Raw genomic sequence first — 25763 nt, 5'->3', positions numbered from 1 at the left:
GGCGTTCTCTTAAAAAAAGACACAGGATCACGGCGATGAAAACACGAAAGATTGGACTGGCTAACTACCTGGCCTACGGCGCGGGCGATTTTCTCGGCGCCGGCACCACGGCGCTAACCGCCGCATGGCTGCTCTACTTTTACACCACCTTCTGCGGACTCTCCCCGATAGAAGCCACGCTTATATTCGCTTCCGCCCGCGTACTGGATGCGGTGGTGAGCCCGCTGATGGGCTTTCTCACCGATAACTTCGGCACCACCTGGCTCGGCAAGCGCTTCGGCCGCAGAAAATTCTTTATTCTGCTCGGCATCCCCTGCGTATTCAGCTACTCGGCGATGTGGGTCGGCGAGATGGGATTCTGGTACTACCTGGTCACCTATCTGCTGTTTGATATGGTCTACACCATGATTCTGGTGCCCTACGAGACGCTGGTGCCGGAGATGACCGATGACTTTAAACAGAAAACCAAATTCTCCGGCGCGCGCATCTCAATGGCGCAAATGTCGGCGATTTTAGCCTCCTTTCTGCCGGGGATCCTCCTTACCTGGCTCGGCAAAGACAATGCCAGCTCGTTCTTTTATGCCAGTCTGGTGTTCTCGGTCCTGTGCGCGGTGATGCTGACCTTCGTCTGGTGTTTCACCTGGGAGCGGCCGCGTGAGGCCTGGTCAGAGGCGGCGCTGCGGGCGGAAGCGGAAAAACAGAACCTCACTCTCGCCCAGAGCCTCAATCGCCTGGTGATTGAGCTGAGCTCTACGCTGCGGATAAAAATTTTCCGCCAGCACCTCGGCATGTATCTGGGGGGCTATATCGCCCAGGACGTCTTCAATGCCGTGTTTACCTATTACGTGGTCTTTGTTCTGATGCAAGAAGCTTCTGTCGCCTCGAATCTGCTGGGGACGATGGCGATTTTCCAGTTTATTGCCGTGATCGCCATGATCCCGCTGTGCATTCGCTTTGGCCCCGCGCCGTCGTACCGCATGGTGGTGGTCCTCTTTGGCCTGAGTTCGCTCTCCTATGCGCTGCTCTATTACGCCGGACTGAGCGACGTCTATTCATTATTGTTGCTCATCTCTGCTGTCGCCGGACTGGGACGCGGTGGGATTAACTACGTGCCGTGGAATACCTACACCTATATTGCCGACGTCGATGAAGCGATCACCGGCCAGCGCCGGGAGGGGATTTTTGCCGGCATCATGACCCTGACCCGCAAAGCCTCGCAGGCGGGGGCGGTGATGCTGGTGGGCATCATTATGCAACTGTCGGGGTTTGTCTCCGGGCAAAAAATACAGCCTGAAGGGGTCAGCCATACCATTCTGCTGATCCTCAGCGTCGGTACATTGGTGGTGTTAGCCTGCGGCTTCCTCGTTTCACTGCGCTTCAAACTCAATCTGCACACCCACAGCGTCCTGCGCAGCGAAACCCTCAGAATGCGCGAAAGCGGTCACGCCCGGCCGGAGCTGACCAGTGCGGAACACCGCGCGGTGGTCGAGATGCTGGCGGGGATGCCCTACGACTGCCTGTGGGGGAATAACAATATTGGCTATCTGAATCGTCATAAACCTGCTGCCCCGGCGCTCACCCAGGGCGGCGCTTTGAATTCGACATATACCCGAGGTTAACAACATGAAAGTTTGGCCGGTCAAACATAGCCCATTACTCTGTCAGCCTGAGCGTTTTATCGCCCGCAGCGAACTGCAGGCGCTGATCCGCAACGTGACGCAAAACCTGGTGAATATTAAGGATGAGAGCGGGCAATTTTTACTGCGCCTGGATGACGGGCGCGTTATTGATACCAAAGGCTGGGCCGGCTGGGAGTGGACCCACGGCGTAGGGCTGTACGGCATCTATCAGTATTATCAGCAAACCGGCGATATCGAGATGCGCGATATCATCGACCGCTGGTTTGCCGACCGCTTCGCCGAGGGGGCAACGACCAAAAACGTCAACACCATGGCGCCGTTCCTGACCCTGGCTTATCGCTTTGAAGAGACCGGATGTAAGGTGTATCTGCCGTGGCTGGAGAGCTGGGCGGAGTGGGCGATGTATGAGATGCCGCGTACCGAGCAGGGCGGTATGCAGCACATCACCCTGGCGGAAGAGAACCACCAGCAAATGTGGGATGACACGCTGATGATGACCGTGTTGCCGTTAGCCAAAATAGGCAAGCTGCTTCACCGTCCGCATTATGTGGAGGAGGCGACCTATCAGTTCCTGCTTCATGTGCAAAACCTGATGGACCGGGAAACCGGACTGTGGTTTCACGGCTGGAGCTATGACGGTCGGCATAACTTTGCCCGGGCGCGCTGGGCACGGGGCAACAGCTGGCTAACCATGGTGATCCCGGATTTTCTTGAGTTAGTGGATCTTCCAGAAGGGAATGCGGTACGGCGCTATCTGACCGAGGTGCTGAACGCGCAAATTGCCGCTTTAGCGAAATGCCAGGATGACAGCGGCCTGTGGCATACCCTGCTGGACGACCCGCACTCTTATCCTGAGGCTTCGGCGACCGCCGGCTTTGCCTACGGCATACTTAAAGCGGTGCGCAAGCGATATGTCGGGCAGCACTATGCCGGGGTGGCAGAAAAAGCGATTCGCGGAATTGTGCAGAATATATCGCCGCAGGGGGAGCTGCTGCAGACTTCCTTTGGCACCGGAATGGGGTCAGACCTCGATTTCTATCGCCAGATCCCACTCACCTCGATGCCCTACGGCCAGGCGATGGCGATCCTCTGTCTGACCGAGTATCTGCGCAAGTATTTCTGAGCAAGAGAGCCCGCTGGCGCGGCGCCTGAAAAAATTAACCCGGCTTTCGCCGGGTTGGTTTTACATACGCTCGACGGTTTCGATACCGAGGGTATCAAGACCCAGCTTGAGGGTTTTCGCCGTCAGCAGCGCCAGCTTCAGGCGGCTGTTGCGGGTCGCTTCGCTCTCCGCGCTGAGGATCGGGCAGTGCTCGTAGAAACCGGAGAACAGGCCTGCCAGATCGTAGAGGTAGGCGCACATCACGTGCGGCGTCCCTTCGCGAGCGACCACGGAGAGGGTCTCTTCAAACTGCAGCAGGCGCGCGGCCAGCTGGGCTTCGCGATCTTCTGCAATCACCACCGGTGCGTCGGTGAGGGCGTTTTCGTCAATGCCGGCTTTGCGGAACACGGAGAGCACGCGGGTATAGGCATACTGCATATACGGCGCGGTGTTGCCTTCGAACGCCAGCATATTATCCCAGTCGAAAACGTAGTCGGTGGTGCGGTTTTTCGACAGGTCGGCATATTTCACCGCGCCGATACCCACCACTTTCGCCAGATTTTCCAGCTCATCAGCGGACATCTCCGGGTTCTTCTCGGCCACCAGGCGACGCGCGCGCTCCAGCGCTTCGTCCAGCAGATCCGCCAGCTTCACGGTGCCGCCGGCGCGGGTTTTAAACGGCTTGCCGTCTTTACCCAGCATCATGCCGAACATATGGTGCTCCAGCGGCACGGAGTCCGGCACATAGCCTGCCTTGCGCACGATGGTCCACGCCTGCATCAGGTGCTGGTGCTGACGGGAGTCGATGTAGTAGAGCACGCGGTCGGCGTGCAGCGTTTCATAGCGATACTTCGCACAGGCGATATCGGTGGTGGTATAGAGGTAGCCGCCATCCTTTTTCTGGATGATGACGCCCATCGGTTCGCCTTCCTTGTTTTTATACTCATCAAGGAACACCACGGTGGCGCCTTCGCTCTCAACGGCCAGCCCTTTGGCTTTCAGATCGGCGACGATCCCCGGCAGCATCGGGTTGTACAGGCTTTCGCCCATCACGTCATCGCGGGTCAGCGTCACATTCAGGCGATCGTAGGTGATCTGGTTCTGCGACATGGTGATGTCGACCAGCTTACGCCACATCTGCAGGAAGTACTCATCGCCGCCCTGCAGCTTAACCACGTAGCTGCGCGCGCGCTCGGCGAAGGCTTCGTCTTCGTCGTAGTGTTTTTTCGCTTCGCGATAGAAACCTTCGAGGTCGGCCAGGGCCATCTCACCGGCGTTTTCCTGCTGCTGTTTTTCCAGATACGCGATCAGCATGCCGAACTGGGTGCCCCAGTCGCCGACGTGGTTGGCGCGGATCACCTTATGGCCAAGAAACTCCAGGGTACGGACCGAGGCATCGCCAATGATGGTCGAACGCAGATGGCCGACGTGCATCTCTTTCGCCACGTTCGGCGCCGAGTAGTCGACGACGATGGTCTGTACCTGCGGCGTGGCGACGCCCAGGCGTTCGGACTGCAGCGCGCGGTTGACGTTGTCCGCCAGGAACGCGGGGTCAAGGAAAATATTGATAAAGCCCGGCCCGGCGATTTCAACCTTGCTGGCAATGCCGTTGAGGTCAAGATGAGACAGTACCTGCTCTGCAAGTTGTCGCGGCGCCATGCCCAGTTTTTTGGCGACAGCCATCACGCCGTTGGCCTGATAGTCACCGAACTGAACTTTTGCTGACTGGCGGACCTGAGGTTCGCAATCGGCAGGCGCGCCTGCCGCGATCAGGGCCTGGCTGACTTTTTCTGAGAGAAGAGCCTGAATATTCACCGGAATACCTTACGTGTAATGCGCCAGCCCCCGAGGGAGGCGGCGCCGGAATGTGGACAAATTAGGGCGGGAGTATACTGCATTTGTCCCCGTCCGTCAGCATCGCGCGCGGCCCGGCGGCGTGGGCAATCCATCGCCGGTCAGTCACGCATCGGCAGGGTGGCGGTTGGTCCGCGGCCGGAAACACGGTAGATTAGCCTTTTTATTATTGACGAACCTAATTGACGAGCAAACCCATGGCGAACTGGCAGCAGATTGAACAACTGGCCGATATTACGGCGGATCTCCCGCGATTTTCCGATGCACTGCAGCGCTTCGCTGCGCGAGTGGGACTGGAGATCGGCGGACTCGACGCCGACCATATCTCCCTGCGCTGTCATCAGAACGCTACCGCGGAGCGCTGGCGCAGCGGTCTGGCGCAGTGCGGCACTCTGCTGTCGGAGAATATAATCAACGGCCGGCCTATCTGCCTGTTTAAACTGGCGGAGCCGGTCTGCGTGGCGCACTGGCGCTTCCATATCGTTGAGCTGCCGTGGCCGGGTGAAAAGCGCTATCCCCATGAAGGCTGGGAGCATATCGAAATTGTCCTGCCCGGCGATCCGGCTACCTTAAATGCCCGCGCTCTGGCGCTGCTGGCCGATGACGGACTCAGCCAGCCGGGGATCGTCGTCAAAACCAGCTCGCCGAAAGGGGAACACGAGCGCCTGCCTAATCCCACCCTGGCGGTCACCGACGGCAGCGTGACGGTCAAATTTCATCCGTGGTCTATTGAACAAATCGTCGCCAGCGAGCAAGCCGATACGTAACAGTGTGAAGCTGCGCGGCGTCTGCCGCGTGAAATCATGACATGCTAAGAAAGTTGTCTGGATCAGGGAGTGAGGAATGGCGGTACTGGAAGTTTGTTGTTACAGCATGGCGTGCGCCAGGGAAGCTGAGCGCTGCGGCGCCGATCGTATTGAACTCTGCGCCGCGCCGCAGGAAGGGGGATTAACCCCCTCTTACGGGGTGCTGGTCTCGGTCCGCGAGGCGATTACTCTCCCGGTGCATCCGATTATCCGCCCGCGTGGCGGCGACTTCTGCTATACCGAAGAGGAGTTCGCCGCGATGCTTAGCGACATCCGCATGGTGCGGGAGCTCGGCTTTCCCGGGCTGGTGACCGGCGTACTGGATGTCGATGGTCAGGTCGATATCCCGCGGATGAAAAAAATAATGGCTGCGGCCGGGCCGCTGGCGGTGACCTTTCATCGCGCGTTCGATCTGTGCGCCGACCCGCGTCAGGCCTGGGAGACGCTGGGTGAGCTGGGGGTTAAACGTATCCTGACTTCCGGTCAGCAATCCTCGGCGGAGAAAGGTATTTCATTAATTACGGAACTTATTGCCGCAGGGGATACTCCAATCATTATGGCCGGTGCGGGAGTGCGCGCCGCGAACCTGCCGCTGTTTCTGCAGGCGGGGGTGAAAGAGGTTCATAGCTCTGCAGGCCAGTGGTTGCCATCGGAAATGCGCTTTCGTCATCCAGGCGTTTCGATGTCAGCCGATCCCGATGCGGACGAATACAGACGCTACGCCGTGAATGGCGCAGCGGTGGCGGAGATGAAAAAGATAATTTCCGCTAACAGAAGTTAAACGGTTTTTGCTGCACATCATGTCGCCCAATATGATGATTGCCCGTACCAGGCCCCTGCCCATTAAACAGGGGCCTTTTTTTATCTCGCTTTTTTTGCCAGCGACTGCTGGGTTTCCGGTTTAGTGGCAATGATCACAGCCCGTAATGGCGCCGGATAGCCTTCCACGGTTTTGCGCTGATCCCGCGGGTCGAGGAAATCGGCCAGCGATTCGCTGGTCATCCATTCTGTGCGCCGCTGCTCCTCCGTCGAGGTGACGCAGGCGTCGACGATGCGCACATCGATAAATCCGCACTTCTCCAGCCACATTTTCAGGGCCGCCGCCGAGGGGATAAAATAGACGTTGCGCATCTGCGCATAACGGTCGCCCGGAACCAGCACCGTATTTTCATCCCCTTCGACCACCAGCGTCTCCAGCACCAGCTCGCCTCCCGGCGCCAGCTGATCTTTCAGCTGCCACAGATGATCCAGCGGCGAGCGGCGGTGGTAGAGCACGCCCATCGAGAACACGGTGTCGAAGGCCTCCAGCGCCGGCAACTGCTCGATGCCCAGCGGCAGGAGATGCGCCCGCTGGTCGTTGCCGAGGAGCTTACGTACCGCTTCAAACTGACACAGGAACAGCTGGGTGGGATCGATGCCGACCGCCAGATGCGCGCCGGCGCCGATCATCCGCCACATGTGATAGCCGCTGCCGCAGCCCACGTCGAGGATGGTTCGTCCGCTAAGATCGGACAGGTGCGGCAGGACGCGCTCCCATTTCCAGTCGGAGCGCCATTCGGTATCGATGTTGATGCCGTACAGCGAATAAGGCCCTTTGCGCCATGGCATCAGGTTTTTCAGCAGATTTTCTATCCGCAGCCGATGGCCTTCGCTGAGCGGCGTTTCGCTTTCGGCGGTGACGCTGTGCAGGAGGTCCAGACGCCAGGGCGTTAATTCCGGAAGAAACTCAACGGCGCGCTCCCATTCGCGAAACTTGCCGTGCAGGGCCTCGCGCTGCCAGGCGGCTACCTGGGCAGGCAGCGTCTCCAGCCAGTGAGACAGCGGGCTTTTGGCGATCAGCTGATAGAAGTTACTGAAGTCGATCATGCCTGCTCCCCGGATTTTACTGCCACCAGCGAGCCAAAGTTAAAGCACTGGAACCACAGTTCGGCATGTTCGAACCCAGCCTGACGCAGGCGTTTTTTATGGGTTTCCACAGAGTCGGTCAGCATTACATTTTCCAGCATGCTGCGTTTTTGACTGATCTCCAGCTCGCTGTAGCCGTTCGCGCGCTTAAAGTCATGATGCATATTGAACAGCAGCTCGCCGACGTGGGCGTCTTCGAAGCTAAATTTCTCCGAGAGCACCAGCGCGCCGCCGGGATTCAGCCCCTGATAGACTTTATTGAGGATCGCCTGGCGATCGCCCGGCTCAAGGAACTGAATGGTAAAGTTCAGGATCACCAGCGAGGCGTTTTCAATGGCCACATCGCGGATATCCCCTTCAATCACCTCGACCGGCGTCGGTGCTTTATAGGCGTCAATATGGCGACGGCAGCGCTCCACCATCGCCGGGGAGTTATCGATGGCGATAATGCGGCAGCCCGGGTGGCTAATATTGCGGCGCACGGAAAGAGTGGCGGCGCCCAGCGAACAGCCAAGATCGTAAACCTGGGTGTGGGGCTGAACGAAGCGCTCGGCCAGCATGCCGATCATCGAGATGATATTGGAGTAGCCAGGCACAGAACGCTGGATCATATCGGGGAAGACTTCAGCAACCCGTTCATCAAAGGTCCAGTCGCCGAGGCTGGCAATCGGCGCGGAAAAAAGCGTATCGCGGTGAGACATAACGTTAAACCCGAAAAAACGAAAACGGCGTATTGTGCGCTAACGGAGGGAGAAAACCAACTCCCAGGGCATATACCAGAGATTGGCCAGCACCATCAGCAACAACGCGCACCAGGTGGCGCTCATGCCGGAGCGGCGCCAGTGGTAGACACGGTGATGAAAACCCCAGGAGTGCATCAGTCGTCCGAGGATCAATAAAATGCCGCAAACGTGCACCATCCAGGTCTGGGCGCCGTTCATCTCCATAAATAACAGCAAAATGAGGCCAATCGGCACATATTCGACGGCATTGCCGTGAACGCGGATGGCGACCTGCAGCTCGCTGAAGCCGCCGTCGCCATAGCCTACATGGTATTGGGTGCGCAAACGCACCACGTCAAATGAGAACTTCACTAACAATAACGCACCTAAAACGGCATACAGCGCGCTGACCATACGAAAACTCCCTTTAACTCTGGCAGATGGCTCCGGATATGATAGCAGGATATCAGAAAAGAGAAGATTGCTGCGGAATCGACGGCGCATTTCCTAGCGCCGGCAGGGCAGCGCGCAGATCGCCCCACAGGGTATCCACCAGCGCCGGCGCGTAAGCAATGTCGGGGGTATGGAGGAACAGCCACGGCGTCCCCGACTGATGCCATTTCGGCAGCGTCTGCAGCCAGACGCGAAACAGTTCCCGATTATGGACCATATCGTCGCCGCCAATAAAGCGCACCATTGGCTGCCGGGCGGTCATCACTGCATGCACCGGCACCTTCGGTTTCTTTTGTTGCGCGTCGATCATCGCCGGACTGGTGGCCGCGGCGCTGTGGACCGGGCGGCTGTCGAGGATCACGCGGTTGACGTTGCGCTGGTGCAGCCCGCGGTTGAGCTGCTGTTCCGCTTCCCCTTTGGCGAAGAACTCGGGGTGACGAACTTCGACGCCGTAGGTGAAATCCTTCGGTAGCCCATCGAGAAAGTGCCATAGCGCGGGGAGATCGCGAGGACCAAAGGTCGCCGGCAGCTGCAGCCAGTACTGGCCGATGCGCGAGGCCAGCGGCGCCAGGCGGGTGAAGAATTCACTACTTAACTCGTCGCAATGGCGCAGGGCGGCCTGGTGCGAGATAGTCGCCGGGAATTTAAAGCAGAAGCGGAAGTCATCGTGGGTCTGCTCGTACCAGCGGGCGACAATCTCCGGCTTGGGCAGCGCATACAGGGTGGTGTTGCCCTCGACGCAATTGAAGTGGCGGGCGTACTCTTCAAGGCTGGTGATGCCAAGGCGCACCCATTTCGGGTGCGACCACTGGGGAAGCCCAATATAAATCATAACGCGGCGAGGATCTCCTCGGTGCTGCGCACGCGGCCGATGCGCGGGAAAATATGCGTCATGCTGCCCTGATGCTGTTCGGCGGAGGCGGCGCTGCAGGCATCTTCGGCGATGACCAGGTTAAAGCCCAGCTCCCAGGCGTTGCGGGCGGTGGATTCGACACCGATGTTGGTGGAGATGCCGCAGAGAATAATGGTGTCGATACCGCGGCGGCGCAGCTGAAGCTCAAGGTCGGTGCCATAGAACGCGCCCCACTGGCGTTTGGTCACTTCGATATCGCGCTCTTGTTTACCCAGCGCGGCCGGATAGGTCCACCAGTTCTCAGGCAGCGTATGCGCCCCGGCCTGAGCGTCGACAGGCTGTTTCAGCGCTTCGGCGAAATCGGCCGACCAGCCGACGCGGACCATGATCACCGGCGAACCCTGTTGCCGGCATTTGTCTGCCAGGCGAGCGGCGCGCGCCACCACCTCGTCAGCCCGATGTGGGCCGCCGGCGAAAGGCAGAATGCCTTCCTGCAGATCGATCACCACCAGCGCCGTGTTTTTCGCATTGAGTTCTAACATGGTATCCCCGTATCTTCATCTGTTGTCAGGCGGCTACAATACCTTTGCGGCTTCAGCAAAAGGGTAACAAATTTTGTTAATTTATGTGAGTGTGGACGTTAAGCGCGCAGCAAAGCAGCGTACATCGTGCGTCGGACTTATCGAACGACAGAATTTCCAGTATAATAGCCGCCTTTTTTCATTCAGTTGTGACATCAGCTAAAGCTGCGACCTCGTCGCCTGCAGGGCAGACGACAATCCGCCGACGGCTAAGTTAAGGGATATCTCATGCGTACAGAATATTGCGGACAGCTTCGACAGTCCCACGTTGGGCAGCAGGTGACTCTGTGTGGTTGGGTCAACCGCCGTCGCGATCTCGGTAGCCTCATTTTTATCGATATGCGCGACCGCGAAGGCATCGTTCAGGTGTTTTTCGATCCGGATCGTGCGGATGCGTTGAAGTTAGCCTCTGAACTGCGTAATGAGTTCTGCATTCAGGTCACTGGCACCGTTCGCGCGCGTGAAGAGAAAAACATCAACGCGGACATGGCCACCGGCGCTATCGAAGTGCTGGCTTCCGATCTGACGATCATTAACCGCTCAGAATCGCTGCCGCTGGACTCCAATCACGTCAACACCGAAGAAGCGCGTCTGAAATACCGCTACCTCGACCTGCGTCGTCCGGAAATGGCGCAGCGTCTGAAGACCCGCGCGAAAATCACCAGCTTTGTGCGCCGCTTTATGGATGACCATGGCTTCCTCGACATCGAAACCCCGATGCTGACCAAAGCCACCCCGGAAGGCGCCCGCGATTACCTCGTGCCCTCCCGCGTGCATAAAGGCAAATTCTACGCGCTGCCGCAGTCGCCGCAGCTGTTTAAACAGCTGCTGATGATGTCCGGCTTCGACCGCTACTATCAGATCGTCAAATGCTTCCGCGATGAAGACCTGCGTGCCGACCGTCAGCCTGAATTTACCCAGATCGACGTGGAAACCTCCTTTATGACCGCGCCGCAGGTGCGTGAGATCATGGAAGCGATGGTGCGTCAGCTGTGGCTGGAGATTAAAGGCGTCGACCTGGGCGATTTCCCGATCATGACCTTCGCCGAAGCCGAACGTCGCTACGGTTCCGATAAACCGGATCTGCGTAACCCGATGGAGCTGGTGGACGTCGCCGACCTGCTGAAATCGGTGGAGTTCGCGGTCTTTGCCGGCCCGGCCAACGATCCGAAAGGGCGTGTGGCGGCGCTGCGCGTTCCGGGCGGGGCTTCTCTGACCCGCAAGCTGATTGACGAATACGGCAACTTTGTGAAGATCTACGGCGCGAAGGGGCTGGCCTATATTAAAGTGACCGAGCGTGCCAAAGGCATGGACGGGATCAACAGCCCGGTGGCCAAATTCCTCACCGCTGAAATCGTGGAAGCGATCCTTGACCGCACCGGCGCGCAGGACGGAGACATGATCTTCTTCGGCGCCGATAATAAGAAAGTGGTGGCCGACGCGCTGGGCGCGCTGCGTCTGAAGCTGGGTAAAGACCTGAGCCTGACTGACGAGAGCAAATGGGCGCCGCTGTGGGTGATCGACTTCCCGATGTTCGAAGACGACGGCGAAGGCGGCCTGACGGCGATGCACCATCCGTTCACCTCGCCGAAAGATATGACGGCGGACGAGCTGAAAGCCGCGCCGGAAGAGGCCGTGGCCAACGCCTACGATATGGTGATTAACGGTTATGAAGTCGGCGGCGGTTCGGTGCGTATCCACCGCGGCGACATGCAGCAGACGGTATTTGGTATTCTGGGCATTAACGAGCAAGAGCAGCGTGAAAAATTCGGCTTCCTGCTCGATGCGCTGAAATACGGTACCCCGCCGCATGCGGGCCTGGCGTTCGGTCTTGACCGTCTGACCATGCTGCTGACCGGTACCGATAACATCCGCGACGTTATCGCTTTCCCGAAAACCACTGCGGCCGCCTGCCTGATGACCGAAGCGCCAAGCTTCGCCAATCCGGCGGCGCTCGGTGAACTGGGTATTCAGGTTGTGGAGAAAGAGGCAAAAGCGTCTCTGGAGAACAAGTAATATGTCATTTAAGCTGCCCGTTTCGGTGCTGGTGGTGATTTACGCCGAAGATACGAAACGGGTGCTGATGTTGCAGCGGCGCGACGATCCCGCGTTCTGGCAGTCGGTCACCGGCAGCCTGGAAGCAGGAGAGACCGCGCTGCAGGCTGCCGCGCGTGAAGTAAAGGAAGAGGTCGCCATTGACGTTGCCTGCGAGCAACTGACCTTAATCGACTGTCAGCGCACGGTGGAGTTTGAGATCTTTTCTCATTTGCGTCATCGCTATGCGCCGGGAGTGGAGCGAAATACGGAATTCTGGTTCTGTCTTGCGCTGCCTCATGAGCGGGAAATTACCTTTACCGAACATCTGGCCTACCGCTGGGTCAGCGCGACGGAAGCCGCTGCGCTGACCAAGTCGTGGAGCAACCGGCAGGCGATTGAAGAATTTGTAATTAACGCCGCCTGAAAGGGCGCGCTTTTTGGAGAGTTTTTTATGGCAGGTCATAGTAAATGGGCCAACACCAAACACCGCAAAGCGGCACAGGATGCCAAGCGCGGTAAAATCTTTACGAAAATCATTCGCGAACTGGTTACCGCAGCGCGTCTGGGCGGCGGCGATCCGGCGTCCAACCCGCGTCTGCGTGCGGCGGTGGATAAAGCGCTGTCTAACAACATGACCCGCGACACTCTGAACCGCGCCATCGCGCGCGGCGTCGGCGGCGATGAAGACGCGAACATGGAAACCATCATTTACGAAGGCTATGGCCCTGGCGGCACCGCGGTGATGGTGGAATGTCTGTCCGACAACCGTAACCGTACCGTTGCGGAAGTGCGTCATGCCTTCACTAAAACCGGTGGTAACCTCGGCACCGACGGTTCTGTCTCCTACCTGTTCAGCAAAAAAGGCGTCATCTCCTTCGAGAAAGGCGATGAAGACACTATCATGGAAGCGGCGCTGGAAGCTGGCGCTGAAGACGTGGTGACCTATGACGACGGCGCGATCGACGTCTACACCGCATGGGAAGAGATGGGCGCCGTGCGCGACGCCCTGGAAGCCGCTGGCCTGAAAGCCGACGCTGCTGAAGTCTCGATGATCCCGTCCACCAAAGCGGATATGGATGCCGAGACGGCGCCGAAGCTGCTGCGTCTGATCGATATGCTCGAAGACTGCGACGACGTGCAGGAAGTGTACCATAACGGCGAGATCTCCGACGAGGTCGCAGCCACCCTGTGATGCAGCCGCATCCACGGTTCACCGGAGGCGCGTGATGGCTATTATTCTCGGCATTGACCCGGGGTCGCGCGTTACCGGTTATGGCGTGATCCGTCAGGTCGGCCGGCAGCTGAGCTACCTTGGCAGCGGCTGTATCCGCACCAAAGTGGACGATCTGCCGTCGCGGCTGAAGCTGATCTACGCCGGGGTGACGGAGATCATCACCCAGTTCCAGCCCGACTTTTTCGCCATTGAGCAGGTCTTTATGGCCAAGAATGCCGACTCGGCGTTAAAGCTCGGGCAGGCGCGCGGGGTGGCGATCGTGGCGGCAACCAATCAGTCGCTACCGGTGTTTGAATACGCCGCCCGCCAGGTTAAGCAGACGGTTGTCGGCATTGGCAGCGCTGAAAAGAGTCAGGTCCAGCACATGGTGCGCACCTTGCTCAAGCTGCCTGCCAATCCGCAGGCGGATGCGGCGGATGCGCTGGCGATCGCCATCACCCATTGCCATGTCAGTCAGAATGCCGCTCAGATCAGCGAGACCCGGCTCAATCTGGCGCGAGGGCGCTTACGATAATCGCAAATCAGGCTGGATATCTATCCAGCCTTTTTTTATGATACCGCCAGATACTTAGACCATAACGCAGGAGCCCCACGTGATAGGCAGACTCAGAGGCATCATTCTCGAAAAACAACCCCCGCTGGTGTTGCTGGAAACGGCGGGCGTCGGCTATGAAGTGCACATGCCAATGACCTGCTTTTATGAGCTGCCGGAGGCCGGGCAGGAGGCGATTGTCTTCACCCACTTTGTGGTGCGTGAAGATGCCCAGCTGCTGTATGGGTTTAACAATAAACAGGAGCGTACCCTGTTTAAAGAGTTGATTAAAACCAACGGCGTAGGGCCAAAGCTGGCGCTGGCGATCCTCTCCGGCATGTCGGCGCAGCAGTTCGTCAACGCCGTTGAGCGGGAAGAGGTCGCCTCGCTGGTGAAGCTGCCGGGGATTGGTAAAAAAACCGCTGAACGCCTGATCGTCGAGATGAAAGACCGCTTCAAAGGGCTTCACGGCGATCTGTTCACCCCGGCGGCCGATCTGGTGCTAACCTCGCCGGCAGGCCCGACGGCGGACGATGCCGAGCAGGAAGCGGTTGCCGCGCTGGTCGCGCTGGGCTATAAACCGCAGGAGGCCAGCCGGATGGTCAGCAAGATCGCGCGTCCGGACGCCAACAGTGAAACGCTAATCCGCGAAGCGCTGCGCGCCGCGTTGTGAGGTAAGGGATGATTGAAGCAGACCGGCTGGTATCGGCAGACAGCAGCGGCTTCGAAGAGGCCGCTGACCGCGCCATCCGCCCAAAATTGCTGGCAGAATATGTCGGCCAGCCGCAGGTGCGTTCGCAGATGGAGATCTTTATCCAGGCGGCGAAGCTGCGCGGCGACGCCCTCGATCACCTGCTGATTTTTGGCCCGCCAGGGTTGGGGAAAACCACCCTGGCCAATATCGTCGCCAATGAAATGGGGGTGAATCTGCGTACCACCTCCGGCCCGGTGCTGGAGAAAGCGGGCGATCTCGCCGCGATGCTCACCAACCTCGAACCGCACGATGTGCTGTTTATCGATGAGATCCATCGCCTCTCGCCGGTGGTGGAAGAGGTGCTCTATCCGGCAATGGAAGACTACCAGCTGGATATCATGATTGGCGAAGGGCCGGCGGCGCGCTCGATTAAAATCGACCTGCCGCCGTTTACCCTGATTGGCGCCACCACCCGGGCCGGTTCGTTGACCTCGCCGCTGCGCGACCGCTTTGGCATCGTGCAGCGTCTGGAGTTCTATCAGATCCCCGATCTGCAGCATATTGTCAGCCGCAGCGCCCGCCATATGGGGCTGGAGATGAGCGACGAGGGCGCGCTGGAAGTGGCCCGCCGTTCACGCGGCACGCCGCGTATTGCCAACCGTCTGCTGCGCCGGGTGCGTGACTTCGCGGAAGTGCGCCACGACGGCACTATCTCCGCCGACATTGCCGCCCAGGCGCTGGATATGCTCAACGTCGATGCGGAAGGGTTCGACTATATGGACCGCAAGCTGCTGCTGGCGGTGATAGATAAGTTCTTCGGCGGGCCGGTGGGGCTGGATAACCTCGCCGCCGCGATTGGCGAAGAGCGGGAAACCATTGAAGATGTGCTGGAGCCCTACTTAATTCAGCAGGGTTTTCTACAGCGTACGCCGCGGGGAAGAATGGCGACGGTGCGCGCCTGGAACCATTTCGGGATTACGCCGCCGGAAATGCCGTAGCGCGTTGTGGTTGAGCCGTTCATGGTGAAGCCCGGTCAGCAGCGCGACCGGGCTTTTTCACTTTTAGCTGGCGGCTTTTTTCGTCATGCTGAGAATAAACAGCACCGCAGCGCTCAGCACCACCGACGGCCCGGCCGGAGTGTCGTAGAAAGCCGAGAAGGTTAACCCGCCGGTGACGGCCAGCATGCCCACGCCCACCGCCACGGCGGCCATCTGCTCCGGCGTGCGGGCAAAACGGCGGGCGGTAGCGGCCGGGATAATCAGCAGAGAAGTGATGATCAGCGCCCCGACGAACTTCATCGCCACGCCGATAGTCAGGGCGGTGACCAGCATCAACAGCAGCTTGACCCGCTGCAGCTTCACGCCATCGACAAACGCCAGGTCCGGACTGATGGTCATCGCCAGCAGATTCCGCCACTGCCAGAGCAGAATGCCAATCACAATCACCACGCCAATAGCAATGGCGATCAGATCCTGCGGCGTGACCGCCAGCAGATCGCCGAACAGGTACGCCATCAAATCGACGCGGACGTTAGACATCAGACTGACCACCACCAGCCCAAGGGACAGCGCGCTGTGCGCCATGATGCCCAGCAGGGTATCAATCGCCAGATGCGGCCGTTTTTCCAGCCATACCAGCCCGCCGGCCAGCAGCAGGGTCACGGCGATCACCGCATAAAACGGATTGACGTTAAGCAGTAAACCGAAAGCGACGCCGAGTAGCGACGCATGCGCCAGCGTATCGCCGAAATAGGACATGCGGCGCCAGACCACAAAGGAGCCCAGCGGGCCGGCGGCGCAGGCCAGCATCATCCCGGCCAGCCAGCCAGGTAAGAGAAGTTCAATCATTAGCGGCTGTTTCCCCGACGCAATACAATTCGCCCCTGAAGATCGTGGCGGTGATTATGGTGATGGCGGTAGATCCCCAGCTGTTCCGCGCCGCGCGGGCCGAACATGGAGATAAACTCCGGATGCATCGAGACGACTTCCGGTGCGCCAGAGCAGCAGATATGCTGGTTCAGGCACAATACCTCGTCGGTTTTGGCCATCACCAGATGCAGGTCGTGGGAGACCATCAGCACCGCGCAGTCCAGCTCATGGCGCAGCTGGTCGATAAGATCGTAGAGCGCCACCTGGCCATTGACGTCGACGCCCTGGGTCGGTTCATCCAGCACCAGCAGCTGCGGACGATTGAGCAGGGCGCGGGCCAGCAGCACGCGCTGGGTTTCGCCTCCGGAAAGTTTTTGCATCGGCGCGTCGATCAGGTGCCCGGCCTGCACGCGCTTCAGCGCCGGCAGGATGTCGTCTTTGCGGGTACCCGGACGTAAACGCAGGAAGCGGCTGACGGTCAGCGGCAGCGTGGCGTCCAGATGCAGTTTCTGCGGTACATAGCCGATCCGCAGGCGTTCTTCGCGCTTGATAACACCCTGTGTCGGTGCTACCAGCCCGAGAACCACCCGCACGAGCGTCGATTTACCGGCGCCGTTGGGCCCCAGCAGGGTTAATATTTTGCCTGGCGTGAGAGCCAGCGAGATGTCAGACAGCACGCGGCGTTGGCCAAAGGCCACCGAGACATTTTCCAGCGTTACAAGGTTTGTCATAATCATTTAGGGGTTGCACAAGCTAGTGAATGTTATAATATCACATCACACTCACTCGTTTCGATGACTAGACGCATTATGTTACATAAAAATACGCTTCTTTGCGCTGGACTTAGCGCTGTTTTTTTGTTCGCACAGGTACCGCAGGCCAGCGCCGCCGTGGTGACTTCCATGAAACCGCTGGGCTTTATCGCAGCAGCCATCGCAGATGGGGTCACCGACACCCAGGTGCTGCTGCCCGATGGTGCCTCTGAGCATGATTATTCCCTGCGTCCTTCCGATGTAAAACGCTTACAGAACGCAGACTTAGTGGTGTGGATCGGTCCGGAAATGGAAGCCTTTATGGATAAGTCGACGCAAAGCATTGCGGCGAATAAAAAGGTGACCATCGCTGAGCTGGATGGGGTCAAACCGCTGCTGATCGCCGGCGCTGACGATGATGACGATCATCATGGTCATGACCATGGCGCAGCGGAAAAAAGTGACGGCGATCACCATCACGGTATCTACAATATGCATCTGTGGTTATCCCCAGAGATAGCGCGGCTTTCGGCGGTTGCAATCCACGATAAATTATTGGAACTTATGCCGCAGAGTCGAGCCAAACTCGACAGCAACCTGCAGCAGTTCGAGGCCGCGCTGGCGGCGACCGACAAGCAGGTTAGCAATGAGCTGGCACCGCTGAAAGGAAAGGGTTATTTCGTTTTTCATGACGCCTACGGTTACTTTGAAAAGCACTACGGTTTAACCTCGCTGGGGCATTTTACCGTCAATCCTGAAATACAGCCTGGTGCGCAGCGTTTACACGAAATCAGAACACAACTGGTTGAGCAGAAAGCCACTTGCGTTTTTGCTGAGCCACAGTTCAGGCCAGCGGTTATCGAAGCTGTTGCCCGGGGCACGTCTGTGCGCATGGGGACCCTGGATCCACTGGGTAGCGGAATTAAGCTGGGTAAAGCGAGTTACCCGCAATTCCTCACCCAACTGGCGAATCAGTATTCGAGCTGCCTGAAAGGAGATTAACGAGGAAGTGAATACGTGCAACAGATAGCCCGCGCTGTCACTCAGGCATTTAACAATCTGCCACGACCTCATCGCGTTATGCTGGGGTCGCTTAGCGTTCTTACCTTAGCGGTCGCCGTCTGGCGACCCTACATTTACCACCCGGAATCCGCCCCCATCGTCAGAACCATTGAGCTGGAAAAAAGCGAGATCCGCTCCCTGCTGCCGGAAGCCTCCGAGCCGATCGATCAGGCCCCGCAGGAAGAAGAAGCCATTCCTCAGGATGAACTCGACGAAAAAGCCGATAGCGATGCCGGCGGGCACGAATACGTGGTGTCGACTGGCGATACCCTCAGCAGCATCCTGAATCAGTACGGTATCGATATGGGTGATATCGCCCAGCTCTCCTCCGCCGATAAAGAGCTGCGTAATCTGAAGATTGGCCAGCAGCTCTCCTGGACCCTGACCGCCGACGGCGATCTGCAGAGTCTGACCTGGGAGATGTCCCGCCGCGAAACCCGCACCTACACCCGCGTGGATAACGGCTTTAAAATGAGCAGCGAGCTGCAGAAAGGCGACTGGGTCAACAGCGTGCTGAAGGGCACCGTCGGCGCCAGCTTTGTCTCCAGCGCGCGCGATGCCGGGCTGACCAGCACGGAAATCAGCGCGGTGATCAAGGCCATGCAGTGGCAGATGGATTTCCGTAAGCTGAAGAAAGGCGATGAGTTCTCGGTATTGATGTCCCGCGAAATGCTTGACGGCAAACGCGAGCAAAGCCAGCTGCTCGGCGTGCGTCTGCGCTCCGACGGTAAGGACTACTTTGCCATCCGCGCCGAAGACGGTAAATTCTACGACCGCAACGGGACAGGGCTGGCGAAAGGCTTTATGCGCTTCCCGACGGCGCGTCAGTTCCGCGTCTCCTCTAATTTTAACCCGCGTCGTCTGAATCCGGTCACCGGGCGCGTCGCGCCGCACCGTGGCGTCGATTTTGCGATGCCGCAGGGAACGCCGGTGCTGGCAGTGGGCGATGGCGAAGTGGTGGTGGCCAAGCGCAGCGGCGCCGCCGGGTATTACGTGGCAATCCGCCACGGCCGTACCTATACCACTCGCTACATGCACCTGCGTAAGCTGCTGGTGAAGCCGGGGCAGAAAGTGAAGCGCGGCGATCGTATTGCGCTATCGGGGAATACCGGACGCTCTACCGGGCCGCACCTGCACTACGAAGTGTGGATCAACCAGCAGGCGGTCAACCCGCTGACGGCGAAACTGCCGCGTACCGAAGGGCTGAGCGGTTCCGACCGTACCGATTATCTGGCGCAGGTCAAAGAGGTCGTTCCGCAGCTGCGGTTTGACTAACCACCGGTCAGTGGAAAGCCGGTGCCCCAGGGCGCCGGCTTTTTCTTTTGTAGGATACCCAACGTCTCGCTACACTATCCCATTATCTTGATTAAGCAGTCGATCTGCGGATTGGGCATGGAAACGAAAAAAAATAATATTGAGTTTATCCCTAAGTTTGAAAAATCTTTTTTACTGCCGCGCTACTGGGGCGCCTGGCTGGGAGTTTTTGCCTTCGCCGGTATTGCGCTGACGCCGCCATCCTTCCGCGATCCGCTCCTCGGCAAACTCGGTCGTCTGGTCGGGCGTCTGGCGAAAAGCTCGCGCCGCCGGGCGCAGATTAATTTGCTGTATTGCTTCCCGGAAAAAAGCGAGCACGAGCGGGAAGCGATCATCGACGCCATGTACGCCTCGGCGCCGCAGGCGATGGTGATGATGGCCGAGCTGGGTCTGCGCGATCCGCAGAAAATTCTCGCCCGCGTCGACTGGCAGGGTAAAGCGATCATCGACGAGCTGCAGCGCAATAACGAGAAGGTGATTTTCCTCGTCCCGCATGCATGGGGTGTGGATATCCCGGCGATGCTGATGGCCTCCGGTGGGCAGAAGATGGCGGCGATGTTCCACAACCAGGGCAACCCGGTCTTCGATTACGTGTGGAATACCGTGCGTCGTCGTTTTGGCGGACGGATGCACGCGCGCAACGACGGGATCAAACCGTTTATTCAGTCGGTGCGCCAGGGCTACTGGGGCTACTATTTGCCCGATCAGGATCACGGCGCCGAGCACAGCGAGTTTGTGGATTTCTTCGCTACCTATAAGGCCACCCTGCCGGCGATTGGCCGCTTAATGAAGGTATGCCGCGCCCGCGTCGTTCCGCTGTTCCCGGTCTACGATGGCAAGACGCATCGCCTGACGGTGCTGGTGCGCCCGCCGATGGACGATCTGCTGGACGCTGACGATACAACAATCGCCCGGCGGATGAACGAAGAGGTGGAGGTGTTTGTTACGCCGCACACCGAGCAGTACACCTGGATCCTGAAGCTGCTGAAGACGCGCAAGCCGGGTGAAATAGAGCCCTACAAACGCAAAGAGCTGTACCCTAAGAAGTAGACTGCAAGCGCGCCAGTGGGCATTCCAGGCTCACTGGCTATATTGCGTCAGCAACATCACGCTCTCGGCCACAAGCCGGTAGCGATACTCCGGGCGGCCGGTGATGCCGTAGTGATTGCTGGTGAAGAGCACGTTGATCTGCTCCAGCCAGATCAGGTATTTGCGGCACGATACTCGGGAGATCTGCAGCGCCGCCGCCAGCTCATTGGTTGAAAAATCCCGCGCCTGATGCGCGATTATCCACCGGCACACCAGGCGAAGCGTTTGCGGCGTCAGCCCTTTCGGCAAGCGGCGGGGACCGTCCTGTTGCAGAACCCCGCGGCGTAGCAGGGTGTCGATATCCGCCTGGGCGTAGCAGGATTTCGCTTGCTTCGCATCGCGTTTATTGCGCCAGGTCCGCAGCGCCTCCTCAAAGCGCGAAAACTGAAACGGTTTAATCAGGTAATCAACCACGCCATAGCGCAGTGCCGTCTGGACGGTGAGCGCATCGGCGGCGGACGTCATCATGATGACGTCAATATTCCGCCCCTCAGCGCGAAGCGCCGGCAGCAGGTCCAGGCCACTCTCCTGGTGCATATAGACATCCAGCAGCAGCAGATCGACCTGCGCCAGATGGCTTAGCATCGCTTTGGCGTCGGCGATCGTCGCCGCTACTCCACAGCAGTGAAAATCAGCTACCCGGCTGATAAATAACTGGTTCAGTTCGGCCACCATGGGATCATCATCGACAATCAGCACATTGAACATGAGTGGTTCCCCCGAGTGGCGGGAAGCCTGCCGGCTTCCCGGGAGATGAGCGATCACAATGACGAACGTTTATACGCGGTGTAGCGCGCTCGCCAGAAGGTTTTATCGATATTCGCCGCCAGTTGCACCTCGTCAATCTGCGGCGCTACGCCGTCCTGCTGAGCCGCGCGGGCGACATCAGCGGCAATGGCCCGGGAAATCATTTCGATCTCTTCTACCGGCGGCAGCAACCCGCCGGTTTCGCGGGTCGCCAGAGGCGAGTGGGCGGCCAGCGTTTTACTGCAGGTGATAAGCATTGCTTCGGTGACGCGCTCGGCTTTACTGGCAAGGATCCCCAGCCCCAGACCGGGGAAAATATAGGCGTTATTGCACTGGGCGATGTCGTAGGTTTTGCCGTCATAGAAGACGGGGTCGAACGGGCTGCCGGTGGCGATAAGCGCGCTACCCCGAGTCCACTCCAGCAGATCCTTCGGCTGGGCCTCGGCCCGGGAGGTGGGGTTAGAGAGCGGCATAATAATCGGACGCGGGCAGTGCCGATGCATCTCTTTCACTATCTCTTCGCTAAACAGCCCCGGCTGGCCTGACACGCCGATCAGCACGGTAGGGTGGACGTTGCGTACGACATCCATCAGCGACAGCTGGGCCGCCTCGGTATCCCAGTGGGCGATACTGGCTCGGGGGGTGACCAGCTCGCGCTGAAAATCGAGCAGATTAGGCATCTGATCAGTCAGCAGACCAAAGCGGTCAACCATAAAGATGCGGCGGCGTGCTTCCGTCTCTGAGAGCCCATCATCCACCATCAGCGCAATGATTTTTTCCGCAATGCCGCATCCGGCCGAACCGCCGCCAAGGAAAACCACCCGCTGATCGCGGAGCGGCATCCCGGCGGCGGCAGCGGCGGCGATCAGCGTCCCCGATGTCACGGCGGCGGTTCCCTGAATATCATCGTTAAAACAGCAAAGCTGGTGTCGATAGCGGTTGAGCAGTCGCGTGGCATTTTTTTGGGCAAAATCTTCAAACTGGAGCAAGACATTCGGCCAGCGCTGTTGAACGGCATGGACAAACATGTCCATAAACTCCAGGTATTGCTCGTCGCTGATGCGCGGATGTCGCCAGCCCATATACAGCGGATCTTCCAGATGCTGCGGATTGTTGGTACCGACATCTAACATAATGGGCAGCGTTGATGCCGGATGAATACCCCCGCAGGCGGTATATAACGAGAGTTTGCCGATGGGGATCCCCATCCCGCCAATCCCCTGGTCGCCCAGCCCCAGAATACGCTCGCCATCGGTCACCACGATGACTTTGATATCGTTGCGGGAAAATCCCTGCAGCATCTCGTCAATATGGTGACGGTTGGGCCAGGAGATGAACAGGCCGCGTCCTCGGCGATATATTTCTGAAAAATGTTCGCATGCTTCACCCACCGTCGGGGTATAAATAATCGGCAGCGTCTCTTTCATATGGCTGCGCAGCAGGTTATAGAATAACGTCTCGTTGGTGTCCTGAATATTTCTGAGATAAATATGGCGCGAAATACTTTTTTTGAACTGGCAAAACTGGCCCCATGCGCGCTCGGTTTGTTCTTCAATGGTTTCCACATTGTGCGGTAACAGTCCCTGAAGATTAAACGCTGTGCGTTCGCTTTCCGTAAACGCGAGGCCTTTATTTAATAACGGGTTTTCCAGCAGGACGGCACCATTATAGGGGGTGTATAAGGTTTCTGTGGCTAACATGACATGACTCCTGAATATCAAATTAAAACGTTGCCTGATGTCTAGGTATTTTATTTCCGTGATTACGAAATGAGATAAATCATGACGCCTTCGGTGACCACGCCGATGGCGGTGCCCAGCAAAATAGAAGATGAGGCGGGTTCAATATAGGTATCGCTGCGCAGGGCAAACATCCCTGCCGCGATAGCGGAAGGCGTCGCGCCGATGATAATAACCTGTTGCATCAGGGTATGACTGAGCCCAAAGGCTAGCCCGGCCAGCGCCATCATGGCCGGCTGGATCAGGTTTTTAATACTGATGTTGGTGCAGGTTTGAATATTGACCGTCGGACGTTCACCGTAAAACAGCAGCCCAAGGGCGAAGAGTGACAGACCGCCGGCGATTTTACCCACCATTTCAACGGGTACGCTGAGCAGATGCGGCAGCTGGATCCCGGCCAGGCTGAGCAGTACGCCGGAAATGGGGATCCAGACAATGGGGTTTCTCACGGCTTTCAGCAGGTTTTGCAGGATCAACTGCCCGGCGTGGAGCTGGGGAGCCCCAGCGTCTCCGGGCTGGTCTCCCATGCGGATCAGGATGATGGTCAGAGGGATCATCAACACGCTGGTCACCAGGTTTCCGATAAGCACCCCGAGAAAGCCCTCCGGACCTATCAGCACCGCCAGCACGGGGGCGCCGAAGTAGGCCATATCGGGGAAGGCGCAAACCAGCGACTGAATCGCGCTAGTTTTAATATCATGACGAAAAACATAGCGCGAGATCAGTAGCGTAAGAAAATACGACCCCATTAGACCGATAACCAGCACCGCCATAAAGGTGAAGTTTTTTATTTTATCCGGGCTGGTATGTAATGCGCCGATAAAAAGATGAAAAGGAAGCGCAAAGCGGATAACTACCGTGGCGAGAACGGAGGCGTCCTCACGGCGGGTATAGCCGAGTTTGCCGCTAAGCCATCCGAGCAGCATGATAAATACCAACGGGAAAAGAGATTGCAAGAGCAGTGAAGGCATAAAAGGTCCTGACATATATTATCGGTTTGTTGTGCTGCCAATCTAACGATCCCCTAACATTTAAAAGGTGATAGCCATCACAGTCATCTGGCTTTAAATAATTTCGCCTTGGCTACTTTACTTACAAATAGGGAAAAGAGGATTAAATCATAGGGTTGCATTAACAGGGTTTATTATTTTAGCGGACGATAACTTTAGCTTCGTGATAATAAATTAAATTACTTAAAATAAACTTTATGGCTCAGTCACAAAGCCGACAGCGTTAATACGGTTGTCGTTTTTAGTTTTAAAGTCCTGTGTTACCGTTTCGGTGTATTTAGTTGATACGGCGTTTAGCGCTTTTGAATTCATAGTGCTGCGCAATTTTAATATTGCATCCTGACCCTACGTGACCTCTTTATTATTCAGGTAAAAATATGAAAAATAATTCACTCAACCAACCGATAGATAAAACATTGCCGAACGGGCAAGCGACTCGACTTTTCGCCAATATCGAAGTCGGCGCTGTGCCATTAACGCTGTTCATCGGTATCGCCGCGATAGTGGCGCTCTCCGCGGGCGCGGGGTTGTTGCCAAAAAACATGATTGGCGGACTGGCGGTCATCATGACCCTGGGGTTCGCGCTGGCGAAAATTGGCCGCATGGTGCCGGTGTTAAAAGATATTGGCGGTCCGGCGATTTTGTGTTTGATGATGCCCTCAGTGCTGGTCTACTTTGGCGTGTTTGAAGCGCATACGCTCGATACCGTGCATTTGCTGATGAAGGAGGCCAATCTCCTCTATTTCGTCATCGCCTGCCTGGTGGTCGGCAGTATCCTGGGAATGAACCGCACGATTCTGATCCAGGGGATGGTGCGCATGTTTGTCCCGCTGGTGGTTGGGTCCGGCGCGGCAATCGCCACCGGCCTGCTGGTGGGCAGCTTATTCGGCTACAGTCTGTATCACACCTTCTTCTTTATCATTGTGCCGATTATCGGCGGCGGCATTGGCGAAGGGATCCTGCCGTTGTCGCTGGCTTATTCGGCGATCCTCGGGCAGACGCCTGATGTCTACGTGGCCCAGCTGGCGCCGGCGGCGGTGGTGGGTAACATCTTCGCCATTATCTGCGCCGGCTTTCTGGCCCGCATGGGCGCCCGTCGCCCGGCGCTGTCCGGCAACGGGCTACTGATCCGCAGCCATGAAGATAACAGCGTCTTTGCGCAGAATCAGAGTACGCAGCCGACCGATTTTCAGCTCATGGGCGCCGGGTTGCTGATGATTTGTGCCTTTTTTATTGTCGGCGGCCTGCTGGAGAAGGTGGTGCATATTCCGGGGCCGGTGCTGATGATTCTGGCGGCGGTATTCTGCAAATATACCAAAGTTATCCCGGCGGCGATGGAGCTGGGGGCACACAGCTGCTACAAGTTCGTCTCCGCCGCGCTGGTGTGGCCGCTGATGATCGGCCTGGGCATGCTGTATGTACCGCTGGAGAGCGTGGTATCGGTCTTCTCCGTTGGCTACGTCGTGGTGTGCGGCTCAATTGTCATTGCCATGGCGCTGAGCGGGTTCTTTATCGCTTCACGTCTAAATATGTATCCTGTGGAAGCCGCCATTGTCACCAGCTGCCACAGCGGGTTAGGCGGAACGGGGGATGTGGCCATTCTCTCGGCCTCAAACCGCATGGGATTGATGCCGTTTGCACAGATTGCGACGCGTATCGGCGGGGCGTCGACGGTGATCGCCGCGACGCTATTACTGAGCTGGATGGTGTAGCCTGCCGGAGGGCAAAAAAACCTGCCAGCCGTATCGCTGGCAGGTAGACACCGAGGC

General features: G+C 58.0%; 25 protein-coding genes. 14 read left to right on the top strand and 11 right to left on the bottom strand.

The genetic code is table 11. The features are described from left to right. Positions 1 to 35 precede the first annotated feature (35 nt). The gene (locus tag ACLEXF_RS07460) at positions 36 to 1619 is read left to right on the top strand and encodes an MFS transporter (RefSeq protein ID WP_017900226.1); all 1584 of its coding nucleotides are present in this window, start codon (positions 36 to 38) and stop codon (positions 1617 to 1619) included. Positions 1620 to 1623: 4 nt separating this feature from the next. Next, entirely contained in the window at positions 1624 to 2763 is a 1140-nt protein-coding gene (locus ACLEXF_RS07455; RefSeq protein ID WP_064177653.1) for a glycoside hydrolase family 88/105 protein, read from the top strand. Positions 2764 to 2823: 60 nt separating this feature from the next. Here the strand turns inward: ACLEXF_RS07455 and argS are convergent, their stop codons facing one another. Continuing rightward, a complete protein-coding gene (gene argS / locus ACLEXF_RS07450; protein WP_004203428.1) occupies positions 2824 to 4557 on the bottom strand; it encodes an arginine--tRNA ligase in 1734 nt (577 codons plus the stop codon). Positions 4558 to 4793: 236 nt separating this feature from the next. On the opposite strand from argS, the gene ACLEXF_RS07445 reads away from it, so the two are divergent. Together ACLEXF_RS07445 and cutC are read left to right on the top strand one after the other, a co-directional pair. Continuing rightward, positions 4794 to 5363 (top strand): VOC family protein, encoded by a 570-nt coding sequence (locus ACLEXF_RS07445; RefSeq protein ID WP_017900224.1) that lies wholly within the window; start codon positions 4794 to 4796, stop codon positions 5361 to 5363. 76 nt (positions 5364 to 5439) lie between these two features. Continuing rightward, positions 5440 to 6183, top strand: coding sequence for a copper homeostasis protein CutC (gene cutC / locus ACLEXF_RS07440; protein WP_022066256.1), 744 nt, complete (start codon positions 5440 to 5442; stop codon positions 6181 to 6183). 80 nt (positions 6184 to 6263) lie between these two features. Here cutC and cmoB read toward each other — a convergent pair whose 3' ends face one another. The 5 genes from cmoB to ACLEXF_RS07415 are packed head-to-tail and all read right to left on the bottom strand — an operon-like array spanning position 6264 to position 9877. Further along, positions 6264 to 7268, bottom strand: coding sequence for a tRNA 5-methoxyuridine(34)/uridine 5-oxyacetic acid(34) synthase CmoB (gene cmoB, locus ACLEXF_RS07435; protein WP_017900222.1), 1005 nt, complete (start codon positions 7266 to 7268; stop codon positions 6264 to 6266). Further along, complete coding sequence (cmoA, locus tag ACLEXF_RS07430) at positions 7265 to 8008, bottom strand: carboxy-S-adenosyl-L-methionine synthase CmoA (protein WP_004203422.1); 744 nt, start codon at positions 8006 to 8008, stop codon at positions 7265 to 7267. The genes cmoB and cmoA overlap by 4 nt, the downstream gene beginning before the upstream one ends. A gap of 39 nt (positions 8009 to 8047) precedes the next feature. Then, positions 8048 to 8443, bottom strand: a complete 396-nt coding sequence (locus ACLEXF_RS07425; RefSeq protein ID WP_004203421.1) for an MAPEG family protein — start codon at positions 8441 to 8443, stop codon at positions 8048 to 8050. 52 nt (positions 8444 to 8495) lie between these two features. Continuing rightward, positions 8496 to 9314, bottom strand: a complete 819-nt coding sequence (locus ACLEXF_RS07420; protein ID WP_004203419.1) for a DUF72 domain-containing protein — start codon at positions 9312 to 9314, stop codon at positions 8496 to 8498. After that, a complete protein-coding gene (locus ACLEXF_RS07415) occupies positions 9311 to 9877 on the bottom strand; it encodes a hydrolase (RefSeq protein ID WP_022066254.1) in 567 nt (188 codons plus the stop codon). Before ACLEXF_RS07415 ends, ACLEXF_RS07420 begins: the two co-directional genes overlap by 4 nt. 267 nt (positions 9878 to 10144) lie before the next feature. Here ACLEXF_RS07415 and aspS point away from each other — a divergent pair, with 267 nt between their 5' ends. The 6 genes from aspS to ruvB all read left to right on the top strand — a co-directional run bounded on the left by aspS (position 10145) and on the right by ruvB (position 15411). Then, entirely contained in the window at positions 10145 to 11932 is a 1788-nt protein-coding gene (gene aspS / locus ACLEXF_RS07410) for an aspartate--tRNA ligase (RefSeq protein WP_004203416.1), read from the top strand. A 1-nt stretch (position 11933) separates the two neighbouring features. Beyond that, positions 11934 to 12377, top strand: a complete 444-nt coding sequence (gene nudB, locus ACLEXF_RS07405) for a dihydroneopterin triphosphate diphosphatase (RefSeq protein ID WP_002911477.1) — start codon at positions 11934 to 11936, stop codon at positions 12375 to 12377. Between the two features lie 27 nt (positions 12378 to 12404). Beyond that, the gene (locus ACLEXF_RS07400) at positions 12405 to 13145 is read left to right on the top strand and encodes a YebC/PmpR family DNA-binding transcriptional regulator (protein WP_002911459.1); all 741 of its coding nucleotides are present in this window, start codon (positions 12405 to 12407) and stop codon (positions 13143 to 13145) included. Positions 13146 to 13179: 34 nt separating this feature from the next. Then, entirely contained in the window at positions 13180 to 13701 is a 522-nt protein-coding gene (ruvC, locus tag ACLEXF_RS07395; RefSeq protein WP_004203412.1) for a crossover junction endodeoxyribonuclease RuvC, read from the top strand. 79 nt (positions 13702 to 13780) lie between these two features. After that, positions 13781 to 14392 (top strand): Holliday junction branch migration protein RuvA, encoded by a 612-nt coding sequence (gene ruvA / locus ACLEXF_RS07390; protein WP_002911454.1) that lies wholly within the window; start codon positions 13781 to 13783, stop codon positions 14390 to 14392. A gap of 8 nt (positions 14393 to 14400) precedes the next feature. Continuing rightward, entirely contained in the window at positions 14401 to 15411 is a 1011-nt protein-coding gene (gene ruvB / locus ACLEXF_RS07385; protein WP_004148860.1) for a Holliday junction branch migration DNA helicase RuvB, read from the top strand. A gap of 63 nt (positions 15412 to 15474) precedes the next feature. On the opposite strand, the gene znuB is transcribed toward ruvB, so the two are convergent. Continuing rightward, positions 15475 to 16260, bottom strand: a complete 786-nt coding sequence (gene znuB, locus ACLEXF_RS07380) for a zinc ABC transporter permease subunit ZnuB (protein ID WP_004203408.1) — start codon at positions 16258 to 16260, stop codon at positions 15475 to 15477. After that, the gene (gene znuC, locus ACLEXF_RS07375) at positions 16260 to 16979 is read right to left on the bottom strand and encodes a zinc ABC transporter ATP-binding protein ZnuC (protein ID WP_229583919.1); all 720 of its coding nucleotides are present in this window, start codon (positions 16977 to 16979) and stop codon (positions 16260 to 16262) included. The genes znuB and znuC overlap by 1 nt, the downstream gene beginning before the upstream one ends. A 111-nt stretch (positions 16980 to 17090) precedes the next feature. Here znuC and znuA point away from each other — a divergent pair, with 111 nt between their 5' ends. The 3 genes from znuA to lpxM all read left to right on the top strand — a co-directional run bounded on the left by znuA (position 17091) and on the right by lpxM (position 20459). After that, a complete protein-coding gene (gene znuA / locus ACLEXF_RS07370; protein WP_032431085.1) occupies positions 17091 to 18035 on the top strand; it encodes a zinc ABC transporter substrate-binding protein ZnuA in 945 nt (314 codons plus the stop codon). Between the two features lie 15 nt (positions 18036 to 18050). Beyond that, the gene (mepM, locus tag ACLEXF_RS07365; RefSeq protein WP_004203403.1) at positions 18051 to 19370 is read left to right on the top strand and encodes a murein DD-endopeptidase MepM; all 1320 of its coding nucleotides are present in this window, start codon (positions 18051 to 18053) and stop codon (positions 19368 to 19370) included. 117 nt (positions 19371 to 19487) lie between these two features. Continuing rightward, the gene (lpxM, locus tag ACLEXF_RS07360; protein ID WP_017900217.1) at positions 19488 to 20459 is read left to right on the top strand and encodes a lauroyl-Kdo(2)-lipid IV(A) myristoyltransferase; all 972 of its coding nucleotides are present in this window, start codon (positions 19488 to 19490) and stop codon (positions 20457 to 20459) included. A 30-nt stretch (positions 20460 to 20489) separates the two neighbouring features. On the opposite strand, the gene dcuR is transcribed toward lpxM, so the two are convergent. From dcuR to ACLEXF_RS07345, 3 genes are all read right to left on the bottom strand, one after another. Further along, a complete protein-coding gene (dcuR, locus tag ACLEXF_RS07355) occupies positions 20490 to 21206 on the bottom strand; it encodes a two-component system response regulator DcuR (RefSeq protein ID WP_043520567.1) in 717 nt (238 codons plus the stop codon). Positions 21207 to 21259: 53 nt separating this feature from the next. Beyond that, on the bottom strand, positions 21260 to 22945 hold the full coding sequence (locus ACLEXF_RS07350; protein WP_407259711.1) for an NAD-dependent malic enzyme: 1686 nt from the start codon (positions 22943 to 22945) through the stop codon (positions 21260 to 21262). Between the two features lie 62 nt (positions 22946 to 23007). Beyond that, positions 23008 to 23955: an AEC family transporter gene (locus ACLEXF_RS07345; protein WP_004203397.1), complete on the bottom strand. Its 948-nt coding sequence runs from the start codon at positions 23953 to 23955 to the stop codon at positions 23008 to 23010. Between the two features lie 416 nt (positions 23956 to 24371). Here ACLEXF_RS07345 and ACLEXF_RS07340 point away from each other — a divergent pair, with 416 nt between their 5' ends. Next, entirely contained in the window at positions 24372 to 25706 is a 1335-nt protein-coding gene (locus tag ACLEXF_RS07340) for a 2-hydroxycarboxylate transporter family protein (protein WP_407259712.1), read from the top strand. Positions 25707 to 25763 lie beyond the last annotated feature (57 nt).

The sequence above is a fragment of the Klebsiella pneumoniae complex sp. WS1778 genome, from assembly GCF_049472055.1.
GTDB classification, from domain to species: Bacteria; Pseudomonadota; Gammaproteobacteria; order Enterobacterales; family Enterobacteriaceae; genus Klebsiella; species Klebsiella quasipneumoniae.
The sequence above is the reverse complement of the archived record's forward strand: the minus strand, read 5'-3'. Positions and strand labels throughout refer to the sequence as shown.